The 18,402-nt window shown below is 65.1% G+C and carries 16 protein-coding genes; 13 read left to right on the top strand and 3 right to left on the bottom strand.

The annotated features are described in order from the left end of the window. The first annotated feature begins 21 nt into the window (after positions 1–21). The 9 genes from argS to J3489_RS29635 all read left to right on the top strand — a co-directional run bounded on the left by argS (position 22) and on the right by J3489_RS29635 (position 9,351). Entirely contained in the window at positions 22–1,806 is a 1,785-nt protein-coding gene (argS, locus tag J3489_RS29595) for an arginine--tRNA ligase (RefSeq protein ID WP_207004380.1), read from the top strand. Between the two features lie 79 nt (positions 1,807–1,885). Then, entirely contained in the window at positions 1,886–2,695 is an 810-nt protein-coding gene (locus tag J3489_RS29600) for an SPOR domain-containing protein (RefSeq protein WP_207004381.1), read from the top strand. 144 nt (positions 2,696–2,839) lie between these two features. Next, complete coding sequence (locus tag J3489_RS29605) at positions 2,840–3,478, top strand: thiol:disulfide interchange protein DsbA/DsbL (RefSeq protein ID WP_207004382.1); 639 nt, start codon at positions 2,840–2,842, stop codon at positions 3,476–3,478. A 19-nt stretch (positions 3,479–3,497) separates the two neighbouring features. Next, positions 3,498–4,286: an SDR family oxidoreductase gene (locus J3489_RS29610; protein WP_207004383.1), complete on the top strand. Its 789-nt coding sequence runs from the start codon at positions 3,498–3,500 to the stop codon at positions 4,284–4,286. Between the two features lie 4 nt (positions 4,287–4,290). Next, entirely contained in the window at positions 4,291–5,112 is an 822-nt protein-coding gene (locus J3489_RS29615) for a helical backbone metal receptor (protein ID WP_207004384.1), read from the top strand. Positions 5,113–5,258: 146 nt separating this feature from the next. Further along, a complete protein-coding gene (locus J3489_RS29620) occupies positions 5,259–6,872 on the top strand; it encodes an ABC transporter substrate-binding protein (RefSeq protein ID WP_207004385.1) in 1,614 nt (537 codons plus the stop codon). A 222-nt stretch (positions 6,873–7,094) separates the two neighbouring features. Then, positions 7,095–7,448 (top strand): YciI family protein, encoded by a 354-nt coding sequence (locus J3489_RS29625; RefSeq protein WP_207004386.1) that lies wholly within the window; start codon positions 7,095–7,097, stop codon positions 7,446–7,448. A gap of 166 nt (positions 7,449–7,614) precedes the next feature. Continuing rightward, complete coding sequence (locus tag J3489_RS29630; protein WP_207004387.1) at positions 7,615–8,034, top strand: YciI family protein; 420 nt, start codon at positions 7,615–7,617, stop codon at positions 8,032–8,034. Between the two features lie 36 nt (positions 8,035–8,070). Beyond that, the gene (locus J3489_RS29635; RefSeq protein WP_207004388.1) at positions 8,071–9,351 is read left to right on the top strand and encodes an RNA polymerase sigma factor; all 1,281 of its coding nucleotides are present in this window, start codon (positions 8,071–8,073) and stop codon (positions 9,349–9,351) included. Here the strand turns inward: J3489_RS29635 and J3489_RS29640 are convergent. The 3 genes from J3489_RS29640 to J3489_RS29650 all read right to left on the bottom strand — a co-directional run bounded on the left by J3489_RS29640 (position 9,348) and on the right by J3489_RS29650 (position 13,638). Next, a complete protein-coding gene (locus tag J3489_RS29640) occupies positions 9,348–10,604 on the bottom strand; it encodes an EAL and HDOD domain-containing protein (protein ID WP_207004389.1) in 1,257 nt (418 codons plus the stop codon). The genes J3489_RS29635 and J3489_RS29640 overlap by 4 nt on opposite strands. 147 nt (positions 10,605–10,751) lie before the next feature. After that, positions 10,752–12,350 (bottom strand): methyl-accepting chemotaxis protein, encoded by a 1,599-nt coding sequence (locus J3489_RS29645; protein ID WP_207004390.1) that lies wholly within the window; start codon positions 12,348–12,350, stop codon positions 10,752–10,754. A gap of 211 nt (positions 12,351–12,561) precedes the next feature. After that, entirely contained in the window at positions 12,562–13,638 is a 1,077-nt protein-coding gene (locus tag J3489_RS29650) for an MBL fold metallo-hydrolase (protein WP_207004391.1), read from the bottom strand. Positions 13,639–13,815: 177 nt separating this feature from the next. Here J3489_RS29650 and J3489_RS29655 point away from each other — a divergent pair, with 177 nt between their 5' ends. The 4 genes from J3489_RS29655 to J3489_RS29670 all read left to right on the top strand — a co-directional run bounded on the left by J3489_RS29655 (position 13,816) and on the right by J3489_RS29670 (position 18,364). Further along, entirely contained in the window at positions 13,816–14,247 is a 432-nt protein-coding gene (locus tag J3489_RS29655) for a MerR family transcriptional regulator (RefSeq protein ID WP_207004392.1), read from the top strand. A gap of 258 nt (positions 14,248–14,505) precedes the next feature. Continuing rightward, a complete protein-coding gene (gene aceK / locus J3489_RS29660) occupies positions 14,506–16,326 on the top strand; it encodes a bifunctional isocitrate dehydrogenase kinase/phosphatase (RefSeq protein WP_207004393.1) in 1,821 nt (606 codons plus the stop codon). A gap of 78 nt (positions 16,327–16,404) precedes the next feature. After that, the gene (gene can, locus J3489_RS29665; protein ID WP_207004394.1) at positions 16,405–17,169 is read left to right on the top strand and encodes a carbonate dehydratase; all 765 of its coding nucleotides are present in this window, start codon (positions 16,405–16,407) and stop codon (positions 17,167–17,169) included. Next, positions 17,162–18,364, top strand: coding sequence for an acetyl-CoA C-acetyltransferase (locus J3489_RS29670; protein WP_207004395.1), 1,203 nt, complete (start codon positions 17,162–17,164; stop codon positions 18,362–18,364). The genes can and J3489_RS29670 overlap by 8 nt, the downstream gene beginning before the upstream one ends. The last annotated feature ends 38 nt before the right edge of the window (positions 18,365–18,402 follow it).

Consider the following 18,402-nt stretch of genomic DNA (forward strand, 5'->3'; position numbering starts at 1 on the left):
ACTCGACTTCAACGGACCCGCATGCTGCCCGCACAAAAACACACTCTCGAAACCCTGCTCGCCGACAGCGTGAAGCAGGCCGCAACCCAGGTACAAGGTTCGACCGAAGCCGCCTTCGTCGCCCCCTCGATTACGCTCGAACGCCCGAAAGCGGCCGCGCACGGCGACGTCGCCTGCAACGTCGCGATGCAGCTCGCGAAGCCGCTCAAGGCGAACCCGCGCCAGCTCGCGCAGCAGATCGTCGACGCCCTCCTCGCGCAACCCGGCGCGAAGGGCTTGATCGAAGCCGCCGAAATCGCCGGGCCGGGCTTCATCAACCTGCGCCTGACGCCCGCCGCGAAGCAGGCGGCGGTCGGCGCCGTGTTCGCCGAGGGCCGCGCGTTCGGCCGCTCCACGCGCGATGCCGGCAAGCACGTGCTGCTCGAGTTCGTGTCGGCGAACCCGACCGGGCCGCTCCACCTCGGGCACGGCCGCCAGGCCGTGCTCGGCGACTCGCTCGCGAACGTCATGGAGAGCCAGGGCTGCGACGTGCACCGCGAGTTCTACTACAACGACGCCGGCGTGCAGATCCAGAACCTCGCCGTCTCGACTCAAGCGCGCGCCCGCGGACTCAAGCCCGGCGACGCCGGCTGGCCCGAAGCGGCCTACAACGGCGAATACATCGCCGACATCGCGCAGGACTACCTGAACGGCGCAACGGTTGCCGCGAAGGACGGCGCGCCGGTCACGGGCGCGCGCGATCCCGAGGACCTGGACGCGATCCGCGAATTCGCAGTCGCCTACCTGCGTCACGAGCAGGATATGGACCTGCAGGCGTTGGGCGTGAAGTTCGACCGGTACTACCTCGAGTCGTCGCTGTACAAGGACGGCCGCGTCGAGAAGACGGTCGAGGCGCTGATCGCGTCCGGCAAGACCTTCGAGCAGGAAGGCGCGCTGTGGCTGCGCACCAGCGACGACGGCGACGACAAAGACCGCGTGATGCGCAAGTCCGACGGCACCTACACGTACTTCCTGCCGGACGTCGCCTATCACGTGACGAAGTGGGAGCGCGGCTTCACCAAGGTCATCAACATCCAGGGCTCGGACCACCACGGCACGATCGCGCGGGTGCGCGCGGGCCTGCAGGCGGTCGGCATCGGCATTCCGAAGGGCTACCCCGACTACGTGCTGCATAAGATGGTCACCGTGATGCGCGACGGCCAGGAAGTGAAGATCTCGAAGCGCGCGGGCAGCTACGTGACGGTGCGCGACCTGATCGAATGGTCGGGCGGCGCGGCGCCGGGCTCGGAAACGGCGCCGGACCTGATCGACGAAGCGACGATCACACGCGGGCGCGACGCCGTGCGCTTCTTCCTGATCTCGCGCAAGGCCGACACCGAGTTCGTATTCGACATCGACCTCGCGCTCAAGCAGAACGACGAGAACCCGGTGTACTACGTGCAGTACGCGCACGCGCGGATCTGCTCGGTGCTCGCCGAAGCGAAGTCGCGCTACGGCAGCGACGCAGCGGCCTTGCCGCAAGTCGGCGTCTCGCCGCTCACGAGCGAGCGCGCCATGGCGCTCCTGCAAAAGCTCGCCGAGTATCCGGACACGCTCACGCATGCGGCAGACGAACTCGCGCCGCACGCAATCGCGTTCTACCTGCGCGACCTCGCGGGCGAATTTCACTCGTTCTACAATGCCGAGCGCGTTCTCGTCGACGAGCCGGACGTGCGCGAAGCGCGCCTCGCGCTGCTCGCGGCGACGCGTCAGGTGCTCGAGAACGGTCTTGCGGCAATCGGCGTGTCCGCTCCGGTCAAGATGTGATCGTCCTCGCCATAATGTGCGATAGACCGTCGTTATAATCGGCGGTCGTCCCGATTTCTTTTCGCAGGTGATTCATACGATGGCAAAACCCAGCCGCAGTTCGTCAAGCCGCAGCACGTCAAAGCAGTCGAAGCAGTCCGGGGGCACGTTTCTCGGCATTGTGCTGGGCCTGATCGTCGGGCTCGCGATTGCGGTGGTCGTCGCGCTGTACATCACGCGTGCGCCGACGCCGTTTGTCTCGAAGGTCGCACCGCCCGCCGCCTCCGATACCGGCGCGGCAAGCGGAGCTCAGTACGATCCGAACCGCGCGCTGCAAGGCAAGACGCCGGGCCAGCCGGTGCCGCAAGCGGCCCAGCCCGCGCCGCCCAATACCGCGCCGGGCCAGTCGAACAATCAGACGCAATCGTCAGGCATGCTCGAGGAGCCGGAGATCATTCAGGTTCCGCCGGCGAATAACGGCGTCGCCGTCGGGCCGCAGCCGTCCACGGGAGGCAGCGGCGCCACGGAGCAAGCGAAGAAGCCGCAGTCGGCGAGCGCACCGGTCGCGACCGCACGCGCCACGCCGCCGGGCACCGCAACGCAAGGCGCCGGACCGGCGGCACCGGCCGCCAAGCCCGGCTCGCCCACCGCGACCGCGAACAACGAAGTGAACACCGGCTACTTCCTGCAAGTGGGCGCGTACAAGACCGAAGCGGACGCCGAGCAGCAGCGCGCACGCCTCGCGTTCCAAGGGTTCGAATCGAAAGTGTCGCAGCGCGACGCCGGCGGCGTTACGTACTTCCGCGTGCGCATCGGGCCGTTCTCGAAGTTCGACGACATGAATTCGGCTCGCCAGCGGCTCTCCGACGCAGGCGTCGACACCGCCGTCATCCGTTTTACGAAGCAGTAACCGGAAGGTTCACGCGCCGCGCGCCGCTGAACCAATGGCGCGTGGCGAAAGTCTGAATTTGGCAGCCGTTATCGCCGCAAACCGGGCGCATCAGCGCGCAACAGGCACGCGGCAGTTCACGATCACTCGCACTTACGGACCAACATGAAAAAACTGATCAGTATCCTTTTTCTCTCACTGGGCCTCGCCGCGGGCGTCGTCCAGGCGACGCCGGCAGCGCCCGTCGCCGGCAAGGATTACACCGTGCTCGCGGCGGCGCAGCCCGTCGACGTGCCGGCCGGCAAGATCGAAGTCACCGAATTTTTCTGGTACGGCTGCCCGCACTGCAACGAATTCGACCCCTACCTCGAAGCGTGGATCAAGAAGCAAGGCCCGGATGTCGTCTTCAAGCGCGTGCCGGTGGCGTTCCGCGACGACTTCATCCCCCACTCGAAGCTTTACTACGCGCTCGATTCGCTCGGCCTCGCGCAACAGCTGACGCCCGCCGTGTTCAACGAGATCCACGTCAAAAAGAACTATCTGCTGACGCCGGAAGACCAAGCCAAATTCCTGGCGACAAAGGGCGTCGATCCGAAGAAGTTCATGGACGCGTATAACTCGTTTTCGACCCAAAGCTCGATGCAGCGCGTCAAGCAGCTGCTCGAAGACTACAAGATCGACGGCGTGCCGACGATCGCCGTCCAAGGCAAGTACGAAACCGGCCCGTCCGTGACGAACAGCCTGCCCGGCACGATCCAGGTGCTCGACTACCTCGTCTCGCAAATCCGCGCGAAGAAGATGTGATGGCCCCGAGGGCGGCGGCGTGAACTCAACGTTGAAAGTGTTCATCACCGGCGCCTCGAGCGGCATCGGCCTCGCGCTCGCCGCCGAATACGCGCGGCGCGGCGCGATTCTCGGCCTCGTCGCACGCCGCCGCGACAGGCTCGCCGATTTCGCACAACGCTTCCCCCAGCTTTCCGTCTCGATCTATCCCGCCGACGTGCGCGACGCTGGCGCGCTCGCCGACGCGGCTTCCCAGTTCATCTCCCAGCACGGCTTGCCCGACATCGTGATCGCCAATGCGGGGATCAGCAAAGGCGTCATCACCGGGCACGGCGACCTCGACGCGTTTCGCGAAGTGATGGACGTCAACTACTTCGGCATGGTCGCGACGTTCGAGCCGTTCGCGGCGCAGATGCGCAAAGCGCGGCGCGGGACACTCGTCGGCGTGGCGAGCGTGGCGGGCGTGCGCGGGCTGCCCGGGTCCGGCGCCTATAGCGCGTCGAAGGCGGCGGCGTTCAAGTACCTCGAATCGCTGCGCGTCGAAATGCGCCCGCACGGTGTGGCGGTCGTCACGATCGCGCCCGGCTACATCCGTACACCGATGACCGAGCACAATCCGTATCCGATGCCGTTTCTGATGGACGCCGACCGCTTCGCCGCGAGAACCGCCGATGCGATCGCGCGCAAGACGCGCTTTGCAATCTTCCCGTGGCAGATGCGCGTCGCCGCACTCCTGCTGCACATCCTGCCGCGCTGGATCTACGACCGCGCGCTCGAAAAGGCGCCGCGCAAGCCACGGGCGGCGGACGCCGCGGACACCGCGGAGTAGCGCGATGCGTGCTGCGCCTGCCGTCGATGCCGCCGGAGTCGCGCACGCCCCCGCAGGCGCGAACGCGCGCATCGTCTCGCTCGTGCCGAGCATCACCGAGCTGCTGTTCGCGCTCGGCCTGGAGCAGCAGATCGTCGGGCGCACCGGGTTTTGCATTCATCCGCGCGAGCGCGTGCGCGCAGTGCCGAAGGTAGGCGCCACGAAAGCGGTGAAGATCGACGCGGTTCGCGCGCTGAAACCGACGCATGTGATCGTCAATATCGACGAAAACGAACCAGCCACGGTCGACCGACTGCGCGCGTTCGTGCCGAACATCGTCGTCACCCATCCGCTCACGCCACGCGACAACGTTGTGCTCTACGCGCTCCTCGGCGCGATCTTCGATTGCCGGGACGCCGCCCAGCGCCTCGCCGATACGCTCGAAGCGCGTCTGCGCACGCTCGCGCTGGAAGCGTGGCCGGAGCGGCGCGTGCTTTACGTGATCTGGCGCGACCCGTGGATGACCGTCGCGCGCGACACCTATATCTCGGCGATGCTGCGGCTCGTCAACTGGCACACGTGGCCTGCGGTCAGGGGCGGCGCAACGGGCGCGGCCCGCTACCCGTCGTTCGATTTCGACGCGCCGTGGCTTGCGAATGTCGAGCGCGTGCTGCTGTCGAGCGAGCCGTATCGTTTCACAGCCGCGCACCGCAACGCGCTGGCCGCCGACCCGCGCCTCGCCGGCAAGACGGTGGATCTGATCGACGGGGAAAGGGTGTCGTGGTACGGATCGCGGGCGATCGCCGGGATCGATTATTTGACGCAGATAGCGCGCGCGGCGGGCTGACGCGCTGCGCGGCGGCTCGAAACAGATCAGAATAAAGCGGCCCGCATGCCGCACCGCTCGATCGGACGCCCCTGCACCTGGGCGCGAACGACGCGCCAAATCAGAACTTGAACGAACTGCATCACCACGCTTGCCAGGGAGATTACATGCGCTTCAGCTTCAAACCCGGCTTCACTCTGCTTGCCGCCGCGCTCGGCACAACGCTTCTCGCCGCGCCGCTCGCGGCGCTCGCCAAGCCGCTCACCGTCTGCACCGAAGCGAGCCCGGACGGCTTCGATGTCGTCCAGTACAACTCGCTCGTCACGACGAACGCGTCGGCGGACGTCATCTTCAACTCGCTCGTCTCCTACGACGAGCAGCAGAAGAAAGTCGTGCCCGCGCTCGCCGACCGCTGGGACGTGAGCGCCGACGGCCTCACCTACACGTTCCATCTGCGCCCGAACGTGCAGTTCCAGACCGCCGACTACTTCAAGCCGACCCGTGCGCTCAACGCCGACGATGTCGTCTTCACGTTCAGCCGGATGCTCGACGACACCAACCCGTGGCACAAGATCGCGGGCCCGAGCGGCTTTCCGCACGCGCAATCGATGGGGCTGACCAAGCTGATCAAGTCGGTGTCGAAAGTCGACGACAGCACCGTGAAGTTCGAGCTGACCGAGCCGAACGCGACGTTCGTGCCGATCCTGACGATGGGCTTCGCGTCGATCTATTCGGCCGAGTACGCCGATCAACTGGCGAAGGCCGGCAAGCAAGCCGACTTGAACGCGAAGCCGGTCGGCACCGGCCCGTTCGTGCTCAAGCGCTATACGAAGGACGCGATCATCCGCTTCGATGTGAACCCCGCATACTGGGGCGCCAAGCCGAAGGTCGACAAGCTGATCTACGCGATCACGCCCGATCCGTCCGTGCGCGCGCAGAAGGTGAAGGCGGGCGAATGCCAGATCGCGCTGTCGCCGAAGCCGCAGGACGTCGCCGATGCGAAGAACGACAAGTCGCTCAAAGTCGTGCAGACGCCCGCGTTCATGACCGCGTTCGTCGCGCTTAACACGCAGAAGAAACCGCTCGATAACGCGAAGGTGCGCCAGGCGCTGAACATGGCGTTCGACCGCAGCACCTATCTGAAGGTCGTGTTCGACAACACCGCGCTGCCGGCCAACAACCCGTATCCGCCGAATACGTGGAGCTACGACAAGTCGATTGCCGCGTATCCGTACGATCCGGCCAAGGCGAAGAAGCTGCTCGCCGACGCCGGCTATCCGAACGGCTTCACGACGACGATCTGGGTGCGGCCGAACGGCAGCGTGCTGAACCCCAGTCCGAAGGCGGGCGCCGAGCTGCTGCAGGCGGACTTGGCGAAGATCGGCGTGAAGGCCGACGTGAAGGTGATCGAGTGGGGCGAGCTCATCAAGCAAGCGAAGCAAGGCCGGCACGACCTGCTTTTCATGGGCTGGGCGGGCGACAACGGCGATCCGGACAATTACCTGTCGCCGCTTTTCAGCTGCAACGCGGTGAGCTCGGGCATCAACTTCGCGCGCTATTGCGATCCGCGCCTGGACAAGCTGATTGCCGACGGCAAATCGACTCCCGATCAGGCCAAGCGCGTGAAGTCGTACCAGGACGCACAGCAGATCATCCACGATCAAGCGCTGTGGATTCCACTCGGCTATCCGACCGCTGCCGCGATCACCCGTGCGAACGTGAGCGGCTATCAGGTGAGCCCGTTTGGGCGCCAGAACTTTGCGGCGGTGTCGCTGCAGTAAGCGATTGAGTTTCAGCCGCGCTCGGCCGAGCCCGCGAACTCGTCGAGCGCAGCGCGCACGTGAGCGATCACCGGCGCCCAGTCGTTGCGATCCGCTTGACGGAACAAGCGGGCGCTCGGCCGCTTCGGTCTTGAGCAGAAAATGGCAGGCGCGGCCAGCCTGCACTATTCTGAGACGATTCCACCGGCGCCGTGCGGCGTCCCAACCCCCAATGGAGACGTCATGCGCTACCTGCTGCTAATCGTCGAGCCGTCAGATCAGCGGAACCACCGCACCGTCGAAGACGGACGCGCCCTCTACGACGCCATGTCGCGTTTCGGCGAAAGCCTCAAGGCGCGCGGCGTGCTGCGCGCCGTCGAATCGCTTGCCTCGGCCTCGGAGGCCGTACGCGTGCAGGTGCGCGAAGGCGAGCGCCGGCTCGTCGACGGGCCGTTCGCCGAAGCGAAGGAAATGATCGGCGGCTTTTTCCTGCTCGATTGCGAGAGCCTCGACGAAGCCGTTGCGATCGCAGCCGAGTGCCCGGCCGCGCACTGGTGCACTGTGGAAGTCCGCAAAATCGCGCCTTGCTACGAGTGAGGCCGTCGGCGGCTGCGTCTGAGCGAATCAGCCCGGCAAACCAAGTGTTTTCCCTTATTCTCCGCTGCAAATGTCGATCCGCCCGCGCATGGTTCGTCGTGTAGACAGGAGCGCGATAACCGCCCTGCCCGCCCTTCCCGCCCACTCAACACAAAAGGGGATTGCAATGCGATTCATGATCATGGTGAGAGCGAATCAGATGAGCGAATCCGGCGCGATGCCGGAAGACGCGTTGATCGCCGCGATGACGACCTATCACGAAGAACTGGCGAAGGCCGGCGTGCTGCTCGACGCCACGGGCCTGCAGCCGAGTTCGACAGGCTGGCGCGTCCGCTATTCGGGCGGCAAGCGCACGATCGTCGACGGCCCCTTCGCGGAAACGAAGGAGCTGATCGCGGGCTATACGCTGATCCAGGTGCGCTCGCGCGAAGAAGCGATGGAATGGGCGCGGCGCTTTCCGGCGCCGTTCGGCGAGATGGCCGACGGCGAGATCGAAGTGCGACAGCTGTTCGAGCTCGATGATTTCGAGCCGAGCGACGCGGTCGAGCGATTCCGCGATCTCGAAGCCTCGCGGCGCGATGCGTAACGTGCACGCGAACGGCGTGACAAAGCGAGGCGCACGATGACCCTGGCGACGGCGCAAAAAACGATCGAAGCGGTCTGGCGGATCGAGTCGTCGCGCGTGATCGCGCACGTGGCGCGCGTGGTGCGCGACGTGGGACTCGCCGAGGAAATCGCACAGGACGCGTTCGTCGCCGCGCTCGAGCATTGGCCCACGGAAGGCGTGCCGGACAACCCGGGCGCCTGGCTCATGTCGACGGCCAAGAACCGTGCGCTCGACAAGCTCAGGCTCGACGCGCTGCACGCGCGCAAGCACGAAGAACTCGGCCGCGAACTCGATGCGCTGGAGACGCACATCGTGCCGGACTTCGTCGATTCGCTCGACGCGGCGCGCGCGGACGACATCGGCGACGACCTCTTGCGGCTCATCTTCACGGCGTGCCACCCGGTGCTGTCGACCGACGCGCGGGTCGCGCTCACGCTGCGCCTCATCGGCGGCCTGACGACCGACGAAATCGCGCGCGCATTCCTCGTCCCCGAGCCGACGATCGCGCAGCGGATCGTGCGCGCGAAGCGCACGCTGCGCGCGGCGGGCGTGCCGTTCGAAGTGCCGCAGAAGGAAGCGCGCGCGGCGCGCCTCGCGTCCGTGCTCGAAGTGATCTATTTGATCTTCAACGAAGGCTACTCGGCCACCGCGGGCGACGACTGGATGCGCCCCGCGCTGTGCGACGAAGCGTTGCGCGTCGGACGCATCCTCGCCGAACTCGCGCACGACGAAGGCGAAGCGCACGGCCTCGTCGCGCTGATGGAGATCCAGGCGTCGCGCACGCACGCGCGCGTGGACGCCGAGGGCCAGCCCGTGCTGCTCGCCGATCAGGACCGCTCGCGCTGGGACCCGCTCCTGATCCGGCGCGGACTCGCCGCGCTCGAGCGCGCACGCTCGCTCGACGGCGCGCTCGGGCCATACGCGCTGCAGGCCGCGCTCGCGGCCTGTCACGCGCACGCCCGCAGCGCCGAGGAGACCGATTGGGCGCAGATCGTCGCGCTCTACGACGCGCTCGCGCAGATCAGCCCGTCGCCGGTCGTCGAACTGAACCGGGCCGTCGCGCTCAGCATGGCGTTCGGCCCCGCGGCGGGGCTCGAGATCGTCGATGCGCTCACCGCCGAGCCGACGCTCGCGAACTATCACTGGCTGCCGAGCGTGCGCGGCGATCTGCTTCTCAAGCTCGGCAGGATGGATGAGGCTCGCGCCGAATTCGAGCGCGCCGCCGCGATGACGCGCAATACGAAAGAGCAGGCACTATTGCTCGCACGAGCGCGGCAGGCGGACGCGGGCGATTAGAACACCGCGTACTCCGCCATCCAGTTCCCGGCAGCGGCAAACAAGAGCCGGACCAGCGCGGGACTAAGCGGCGCAAGCTCGCCGCACACATGCTCGAGCTCGGCTTCGTCTTCGGGCGCTTCGATGGCCTCCGCGCAGCGGAGCAACGCCTGCAGCGTGCCGGGGCCGCCTTGCAGCGCCTCGGCCACCGGCTCGGCGATGCGCAGTTCGCCCGCAAGATCGGCGGCGCTGCGGTCGAGCACGAAATGCAGCAGCGAGAACATGCCGGTCATGAACGCGGCGTCGGCGAAGGCGTCGTCGCCCTCGCGGAGGCGCTTCGCCGCCAGCTCCATGAAGCGCGCCCGCGTGCCGACCAGCTGCACGAGCGCGTTCGATGCGCGCGAGGTCGTGCCGCCGTCCGCATAGAGCGTGAGCAGCGCCCAGCGGTTGAGCCACGACGTGCCGACGAAGGCGATCGCGTCGCGCACGGAAGCGACGCGCTCCGTCCTCCCGAACGACGCCGAGTTCACGAAGCGCAGCAAGTGCATCGTCAGCGTCGGGTTGTGCTTGACCTCCTCTTCGAGGTCCGCGACGGACGGCTCCATGTTCAGCAGCACCATGAGCTTCACGAGGCTTTGCCGCTGGGGCGGAATCTTGCGCGTCGCCAGCACCTGCGGATGCGCGAAGTAGAACCCCTGGAAATAGTCGCAACCGGCCTCGTAGGTCGTGAAATATTGCGCAGGCGTCTCGACTTTCTCCGCGACGACCTGCTTGCCCGCGCCGTGCATCGAGGAAACGAAGCGCACGAGCGCGTTCGGCTCCCACAACTGCACGTCGACCTTCACGAAGTCGGCCTCGACGAAGGTGCGGCCGCGCCGTTGCGTCTTCTCGCTGACATCGTCGATTGCAAAGCGATAACCGGCCTCTTTCAGCGCGCCGACGCGCTCGGCCAGACGCTCGTCGTAATCGACCGATTCGAGGATTTCGATCACGAACTGCTCGGGCGGCAGCACGTTCAGCATGTCGCTCATCAGCCAGTCGCGCCCGGCGTTCACAAAACCGACATGACCGCCCAGCGCGCGATCGACGCCTTGCTCGCAGAGCGCGCCGATCACGACGTCGGCGGTCGCGCGCGTGGGGTCCACCGAGCGGATGTCCTTGTCGGAGCGAAACAGCAGCTCGTATGCGACCAGCGCGCCGTGACGATTCAAGATGGGCTGACGGCCGAGATAGGAAGTCAGTGCGATCAAAGACAGTGCGGCGGTGTCGTTCATAGTGCTCAGGTCAGAGTGTCGTACCCCTGCTAACGGACGCCCCAAGCGATCTCTTTAGCGCAAATTCCTTGCGCAGCCTTACGGTTTGATGCGCGGCGCCGCGCGGGCGTCGAGCATCGCGGCTCGAAGCAAGGCCCGCTCACACCGTTACGCCGGCTCCGGTTCCGGTGCGTGACGAAGCGCATCGGCACGGTGCGCTCGCTTTGTTCTCGATGAGCGTGCGCCGCCGAAATCCGTCATGGCGGCCCCATCGACCTTGAACACGGTCACCGCCTCGCGCAGCGCGTTCATCTGCGAGGCCATCGATTGCGCCGCCGCCGAAAGCTCTTCGACGAGCGCCGCATTCTGCTGCGTAACCTCGTCCATGTGGCTCACCGCCTGATTGACCTGCGTGATGCCGCGGCTTTGCTCGTGAGACGCCGCCGAGATTTCGCCGATGACGTCCGACACCTTGGTCGTCTCGCTGTGGATCTCGGCCATCGTTTCGCGCACGTGCGCGGCCTGCCCTTCGCCCGTCGCGATCGTGCTCACCGACAGGTCGATCAGATCCTTGATCTCCTTGGCCGCGCTCGACGAACGCTGCGCGAGGCTGCGCACCTCGCCCGCCACGACCGCGAAGCCCCGGCCCTGGTCTCCGGCGCGCGCCGCTTCGACCGCGGCGTTCAGCGCGAGGATGTTGGTCTGAAACGCGATGCCTTCGATGAGCGTCGTGATCTCGGCGATGCGCGAGGAGTTGTCGCTGATTTTCCCCATCGTCTCGACCATCGATTCGACGACGCGATGCGCGTTCTCCGCGACCCCCGATGCGGTGCCCGCGAGCGCACTCGCGGCCTTCGCGTTCTCCGCGTTCTGTGCGACGGTGGCGGTCAGCTGCTCCATGCTCGCCGCGCTCTCTTCGAGCGACGCGGCCTGCGCTTCCGTGCGCGACGACAGATCGGCGTTGCCGGCCGCGATCTCCTTGGTCGCCGCGCCTACCGATTCCGAGGCGGCGAGCACTTCCCGCAGCGCAGCGGCCACGCCCTCGACGAGCGTGTTGAACGCCTCGGCGGTCTGCCCGATTTCATCGGCGTCGAGAACGGGGGCATGCAGCGTGAAGTCGCGCGTGCCGCTCACTTGCACGATCGCGTGCTGCAGCCCCGAGATGCCGCGATTGAGCGAGCGGGCGAGAAAGAAGATCATCGTGCAGACGATCGCCATGCCAAGCAGCATGACGGCGATCACGGTCACGAAGAGCTGATCGACGACGGCGTGCGCGTGGTCGTTTTCTTCAGCGGCAAGCTGGTTGAATTCGCCCGCCATCTGTTCGAGGTCGGCCTGGAAGGGCTGGAAATCGGAGTGATAGAGCGCCGTGGTTTGATCGTTGGCGGCTTTGACGTCGTGCGTCGCGAGGTCGAACAGTTGGTGCGACTTCTGATCGTAGGCGTTCCACTTGGCGATCAGCGAACGGAATTTTTCGGCGTGCTCGGGCATCGCGAACATCGAGCCTAATGTCGTGGACCAAGTGCCGATGTTGCGCTCGGCGTCGGCGAAGATTTTCTTGGTGTCGTCCGACGTCGGATCGAGCTGGATCGTCGACAGCGCGCTCGCCTTGATCTCGGTGATGCCTTGCACTTCCTTCTCTCTCGCGTGAGACGCGTCCTCCGCTTTCATCGCGATGCGCAGACCCGTCGCGGTGACGAGCATGCCGCCTGCCATCGAGACGATCGTGATCAACGAAAAAACTTGAAGCTTGCGGCGGATGTTCATGGGACTCCTTTGAATACTTCAGATGGATGTGGCGACTGCGTACGCGGAGGCCGGGACAATCTGAGGTATTTGACGGGAGCAAGGAGGGGGGACTTGAGTCAGGGGAAACGAGGTGGAAGCGGTTTCACTTTACGCAGTGGCGGGGTGAAAGAACGATCGGTCTCGATCGACGTTCACCCGATGATTGATGATGGTTGACTGGACCAAAACGTTACCGCACAACGCCAAACCGAATCACCCCATCCGCTCCGATCTCGCGCCTGAGCTCCCCCTCGAGCCAAAGCAGATGCAAATGCGCGAGGGCCTCGCCCATCGCGAATGTCATCTGATGAATATCGAGCTGGCGCTTGAACATGAGCGGCACGATATCGGCTGCGCTCCGCGGTTGCTCCTCGCACGCCTTGCGCACTTCGGCAAGCCGCGCATCATGATGCTCACGCAACTGCGTGATCCGCGTGTGCAGGCCGCGAAACGGCTTCCCGTGCGACGGCAAAACAAGCGTGCCTGAAGGCATCGCCTCATAGCGCCCGAGCGATTCCAAATACAGCGCAAGCGGATTGCCTTCCGGCTCGATATCGAACACGGACACATTCGTCGAAATCCGCGGCAGCACCATATCGCCGGAAATCAGCACGCCGTCCGCCTCGCAATGCAGCGCGCAATGCTCAGGCGAATGACCAAAGCCGGTCACGACGCGCCACGCCTTGCCGCCGATCGCCGCCCTATCGCCTTCCCGCATCCGCCGATATCGCGCGGGCATCGATGGCACGAGGTTCGAATAGTAGCTGCGGCGATTGCGCAGCTTCTCGATCGCATCCTGATCCGCGAGCCCGTGCCGTGCGAAGTGCCGCGCGGCCCCTTCCCCGCCCGCGTTCGACCCATCGCCCGCCGCCATCACGCGTCCGAGCATGTACTCGCCGAGCGCCATCCACAACCGCACGCTCCAGCGCCCGCGCTCGCCGCCTTCGCAAATCCAGTTCGCGAGTCCCAGATGATCCGGGTGGCAATGCGTGACGATCACGCGCAATACCGGCAAGCCGTCGAGCCCGGTCTCGAACACGTGCTCCCAGTGCTTCTTGATCGTCTCGTCCGCAATCCCGCAATCGATGACGGTCCAGCCCTTTTGTCCGTCGATTTCATCGCGCAGCAACCAGAGGTTGATATGGTCCAGCGCGAACGGCAGCGGCATGCGCAGCCAGAAGACGCCCGGCGCCACCTCCAGCTTGTGGCCCGGCTCGGGCAGCGTGTCGGCAAACGGATAGTCGAGTTCGTGTTCGAGCGCATTCATCGGGGGGTCTCGCTGGAATCGCGCACAGCCGCCCGCACCGGCAGCCAGTTGCGCTTTATCTGAGTTGACGATAACGTAAACGTCGATTCTATCTCCAATCCGCGTCTGCGCGCGGCCGCCGTCGCAGTTCTTGCCGAACCGGCCGCCCGCAGCGCGCAAGCGAACGTCGCCAATGCCATGACCCAGCAGCAATACACGATCACGGAACTCGCCCGCGAATTCGACGTGACGCCCCGCGCGATCCGCTTCTACGAAGACCAGGGCCTGCTCGCGCCGAGCCGCGAAGGTTCGAGCGGTCTGCGGCGGGTCTATTCGGGACGCGACCGCACGCGCCTGAAGCTCACGCTGCGCGGCAAGCGGCTCGGCTTCACGCTGTCGGAGATTCGCGACTTGCTGAACCTGTACGAATCGCCGACCGATACCGTACCCCAGCTCCATGCCTTTCTCGCGACGATCGCCGAGCATCGCGACGTGCTTGAACGTCAGCTCGAAGATCTGAACGCGACGCTCGAAGATTTGGCGCAATACGAAGCGCAGTGCCGCGCGATGCTGGAGGAGAGCGGCGTGGCGCAAGCCGCGCAAACGGCGGGCAAGCGCGTCAAGGCATAACCCGGCTCTGGCGCCGCCAACCGTGAACACGGCCCATCGCGCTAACCACGTACTCAGCACAACCCGGCAAAAAAATATTTCGCAGCAGGATCGAACGCATAACCGCAGCATTGCAAGGAGATGATCCGAACGGCGCCGAACGCACGCTAACGCATCGCACGGCAAAGCCTGTCCATCAGGCGCGAAGGCGCTTGACGGCCCGCTGCCGACGATACAATGGCAAGCGTTTTCACGAGTCTGGACGGATGGACGGCAGACATGAATCACTTTCCGAAATTGCTCTCGTCGCAAATCGGCTTCGACGTCGCGCAGACGATGCTCGAAGGATTCGACCGTCACTACCGTATCTTCCGTGACGCGGCGATCCATGCGAAGACGCTGTTCGAAGCAGGCGATTGGCATGGCTTGCAAAAGCTCGCGCGCGACCGCATCGCGTCATACGACGACCGCGTGAAGGAATGTGTCGTCCGGCTAGAAGACGAATTCGACGCCGAGAACATCGACGACGAAGTCTGGCAGCAGATCAAGCTGCACTACATCGGGCTTCTGACGAACCACCATCAGCCCGAATGCGCGGAGACGTTCTTCAATTCGGTCTGCTGCAAGATCCTGCATCGCTCGTATTTCAACAACGATTTCATCTTCGTGCGCCCGGTCATTTCGACCGAGTACCTCGAAAACGACGAGCCCGCCGCGAAGCCGACGTTCCGCGCCTATTACCCCGGCAAGGACGGCCTCGCCGCCACGCTCGAGCGCATCGTCACGAACTTCCAGCTCGAGCCGCCGTTCGAGAATCTGACGCGCGACGTCGAGTGCGCGATGCAGTCGATTCACGAAGCGTTCGGCACGTTCACCGAAGCGGCCAACTTCCAGATGCACGTGCTGTCGTCGCTGTTCTTCCGCAACAAGGCGGCGTACATCGTCGGGCGCATCATCAACGGCGAACTCGTGCTGCCGTTCGCGGTGCCGATCCGTCACGTGAAGCCCGGCGTGCTCGCGCTCGATACGGTGCTGCTCAAGCGCGAGCAACTGCTGATCATCTTCAGCTTCTCGCACTCGTACTTTCTCGTCGACATGGAAGTGCCCTCGGCCTACGTCGAGTTTCTCGGCACGATCATGCCGGGCAAGCCGAGGGCGGAAATCTATACGTCGGTGGGGCTGCAAAAGCAGGGCAAGAATCTGTTCTATCGCGACTTGCTCCATCACCTGTCGCATTCGAGCGACCCGTTCATCATCGCGCCCGGCATCAAGGGGCTCGTGATGATCGTCTTCACCCTGCCGTCGTTCCCGTATGTGTTCAAGCTGATCAAAGACACGTTCCCGCCGCCGAAAGATACGACACGCGAGAAGATCCAGGAGAAGTACCTGCTCGTCAAACGGCACGACCGCTTGGGCCGCATGGCCGACACGCTCGAATATTCGAGCGTCGCGCTGCCGGTCTCGCGTCTCGACGAGGCATTGATTCGTGAGCTCGAAAAAGAGGCGCGGTCGATGATCGAATACGAGGGCGACAACCTCGTGATCCGCCACGTGTACATCGAGCGCCGGATGGTGCCGCTCAATCTGTTCCTGCAAAACGGCAGCGAAGCGGACGTGGAGCACGCGATCAAGGAATACGGCGACGCGGTGAAGGAACTGATCCAAGCGAACATCTTCCCCGGCGACATGCTGTACAAGAACTTCGGCGTGACGCGGCACGGGCGCGTCGTGTTCTACGACTACGACGAAATCGAGTACCTGACCGACTGCAACGTGCGGCACGTGCCGGCGCCGCGCAACGAGGAAGAAGAGATGTCCGCCGAGCCGTGGTACGCCGTGGGGCCGCATGACATCTTTCCGGAGACGTACGGCACGTTCCTGCTCGGCGACCCTTCGGTGCGCAAGCACTTCATGCGTCATCACGCGGATTTCTTCAATCCGGCGCTATGGCAGCGGCACAAGGATCATCTGCTCAAGGGCGAGTTGCCCGATTTCTTTCCGTATGACCAGAGCATCCGGTTCTGCGTGCGCTACCCCGAACGCTTTACGGATTCGAATGACGCCTCCGAAGATCACGGAGGCAATGCGCGCGCCGCGTGAAAGGCGCGAAAACCAGCCGCGCTCAGCGCGTCCGACTGACCCGTTACCGGTCCAATTCCACGAACCTGGACACGCACCATGAGTATCAAAAACAATCCGCTCGACCCGTTGTTCGCCAATAACGAAGCCTGGGTGGAGCGCATGCTCGCCGAGGACCCGGAGTACTTCTCGCGCCTCGCGGACCAGCAAACGCCCGAATACCTGTGGATCGGCTGCTCCGATTCGCGCGTGCCGGCGAACCAGATCATCGGCCTGCCGCCGGGCGAGGTGTTCGTCCACCGCAACATCGCGAACGTGGTCGTGCATACGGACTTGAACTGCCTGTCGGTGATCCAGTTCGCCGTCGATCTGCTGAAGGTGAAGCACATCATGGTGGTCGGCCACTATGGCTGCTCGGGCGTCGGCGCGGCGCTCCACAACCGGCGCGTCGGGCTCGCCGACAACTGGCTCCATCACATTCAGGACGTGCGCGCGAAACACGCTGCGCTGCTCGACGAGTGGCCGATGGGCGAAGCGCGTCACCGGCGCCTCGTCGAATTGAACGCAATCGAACAGGTCGTCAACGTGTGCCGCACGACGATCGTCAACGACGCGTGGGCGCGCAGTCAGCCGCTCGCCGTGCACGGCTGGGCCTACGGCGTACACGACGGCCGCGTGCGCAATCTCGGCATGACGATTTCCGACCCGGACCAGCTCGACGCCACCTATCAGCGCTGCGTCGCCGCGCTGTCGGCGAAAAGCGCACGCTTGGCGCAAAACGATGTGGTCGCTGCCGACGCCGCCCAACTCGGCGACGTCCAGGCGATCGTCAATGGCGTAATCAAGGAGTTGAAACATGACTGATGCAACTCGCGGTAACCAAGATCCGATCGTCATCGCGGCAGCGGCGCGCACGCCGATGGCCGCGTTTCAGGGCGACTTCGCCGCGCTCACGTCGCCGCAACTGGGCTCGGTCGCGATCGCGGCCGCGTTCGAGCGCGCCGGCCTCGAGCCCGAGCAGATCGACGAAGTGCTGATGGGCTGCGTGCTGCCCGCGGGTCTCGGCCAGGCACCCGCGCGGCAAGCGGCGCTCGGCGCCGGCCTGCCGCTTGCGACGGGCTGCACGACGGTCAACAAGATGTGCGGCTCCGGCATGCGCGCGGCGATGTTCGCGCACGACATGCTGGCCGCGGGCAGCGTCGACGTGATGGTCGCGGGCGGCATGGAGAGCATGTCGAACGCGCCCTATCTGCTGCCGAAAGCGCGCGCCGGCATGCGCATGGGCCACGGCCAGGTGATCGATCACATGTTCTGCGACGGTCTCGAAGACGCGTACGACAAGGGTCGTCTGATGGGCACGTTCGCGGAGGAATGCGCCGCATCGTTCGACTTCACGCGCGCCGCGCAGGATGCGTTCGCGATCGAATCGCTGACGCGCGCGAAACGCGCGAACGAAGACGGGTCGTTCGCCTGGGAAATCGCAGCGGTGAAAGTCGAAAGCCGCAAGGGCGAAGTGACGATCGCGCGCGACGAGCAGCCGTTCAAGGCGAACCTCGACAAGATCCCGACGCTCAAGCCCGCGTTCAGCAAGACCGGCACGGTGACGGCGGCGAACTCGTCGTCGATCTCCGACGGCGCCGCCGCGCTCGTGATGATGCGCGAATCGACGGCCGCACGCTTGGGCGTCACGCCGCTTGCGCGCGTCGTCGGCCACTCGACGTTCGCGCAGGAGCCCGCGAAGTTCACGACGGCCCCGATCGGCGCGATCAAGAAGCTGTTCGACAAGAACGGCTGGCGCGCGGGCGACGTCGATCTCTACGAGATCAACGAAGCGTTCGCCGTCGTCGCGATGGCCGCGATGAAGGAGCACAACCTGCCGCACGAGAAGGTCAACGTGAACGGCGGCGCATGTGCGCTCGGCCACCCGATCGGCGCTTCAGGCGCGCGCATTCTCGTCACGCTGATCGGCGCGTTGAGGGCGCGCGGCGGGAAACGCGGCGTCGCGAGCCTGTGCATCGGCGGCGGCGAAGCGACGGCGATGGGCATCGAGCTCGTCTGACGACGCTCGCAGACCCATCGTCGTACCATTCGGCGATG

Origin of the sequence: Trinickia mobilis (genome assembly GCF_017315705.1) — a bacterium.
GTDB lineage: Bacteria > Pseudomonadota > Gammaproteobacteria > Burkholderiales > Burkholderiaceae > Trinickia_A > Trinickia_A mobilis.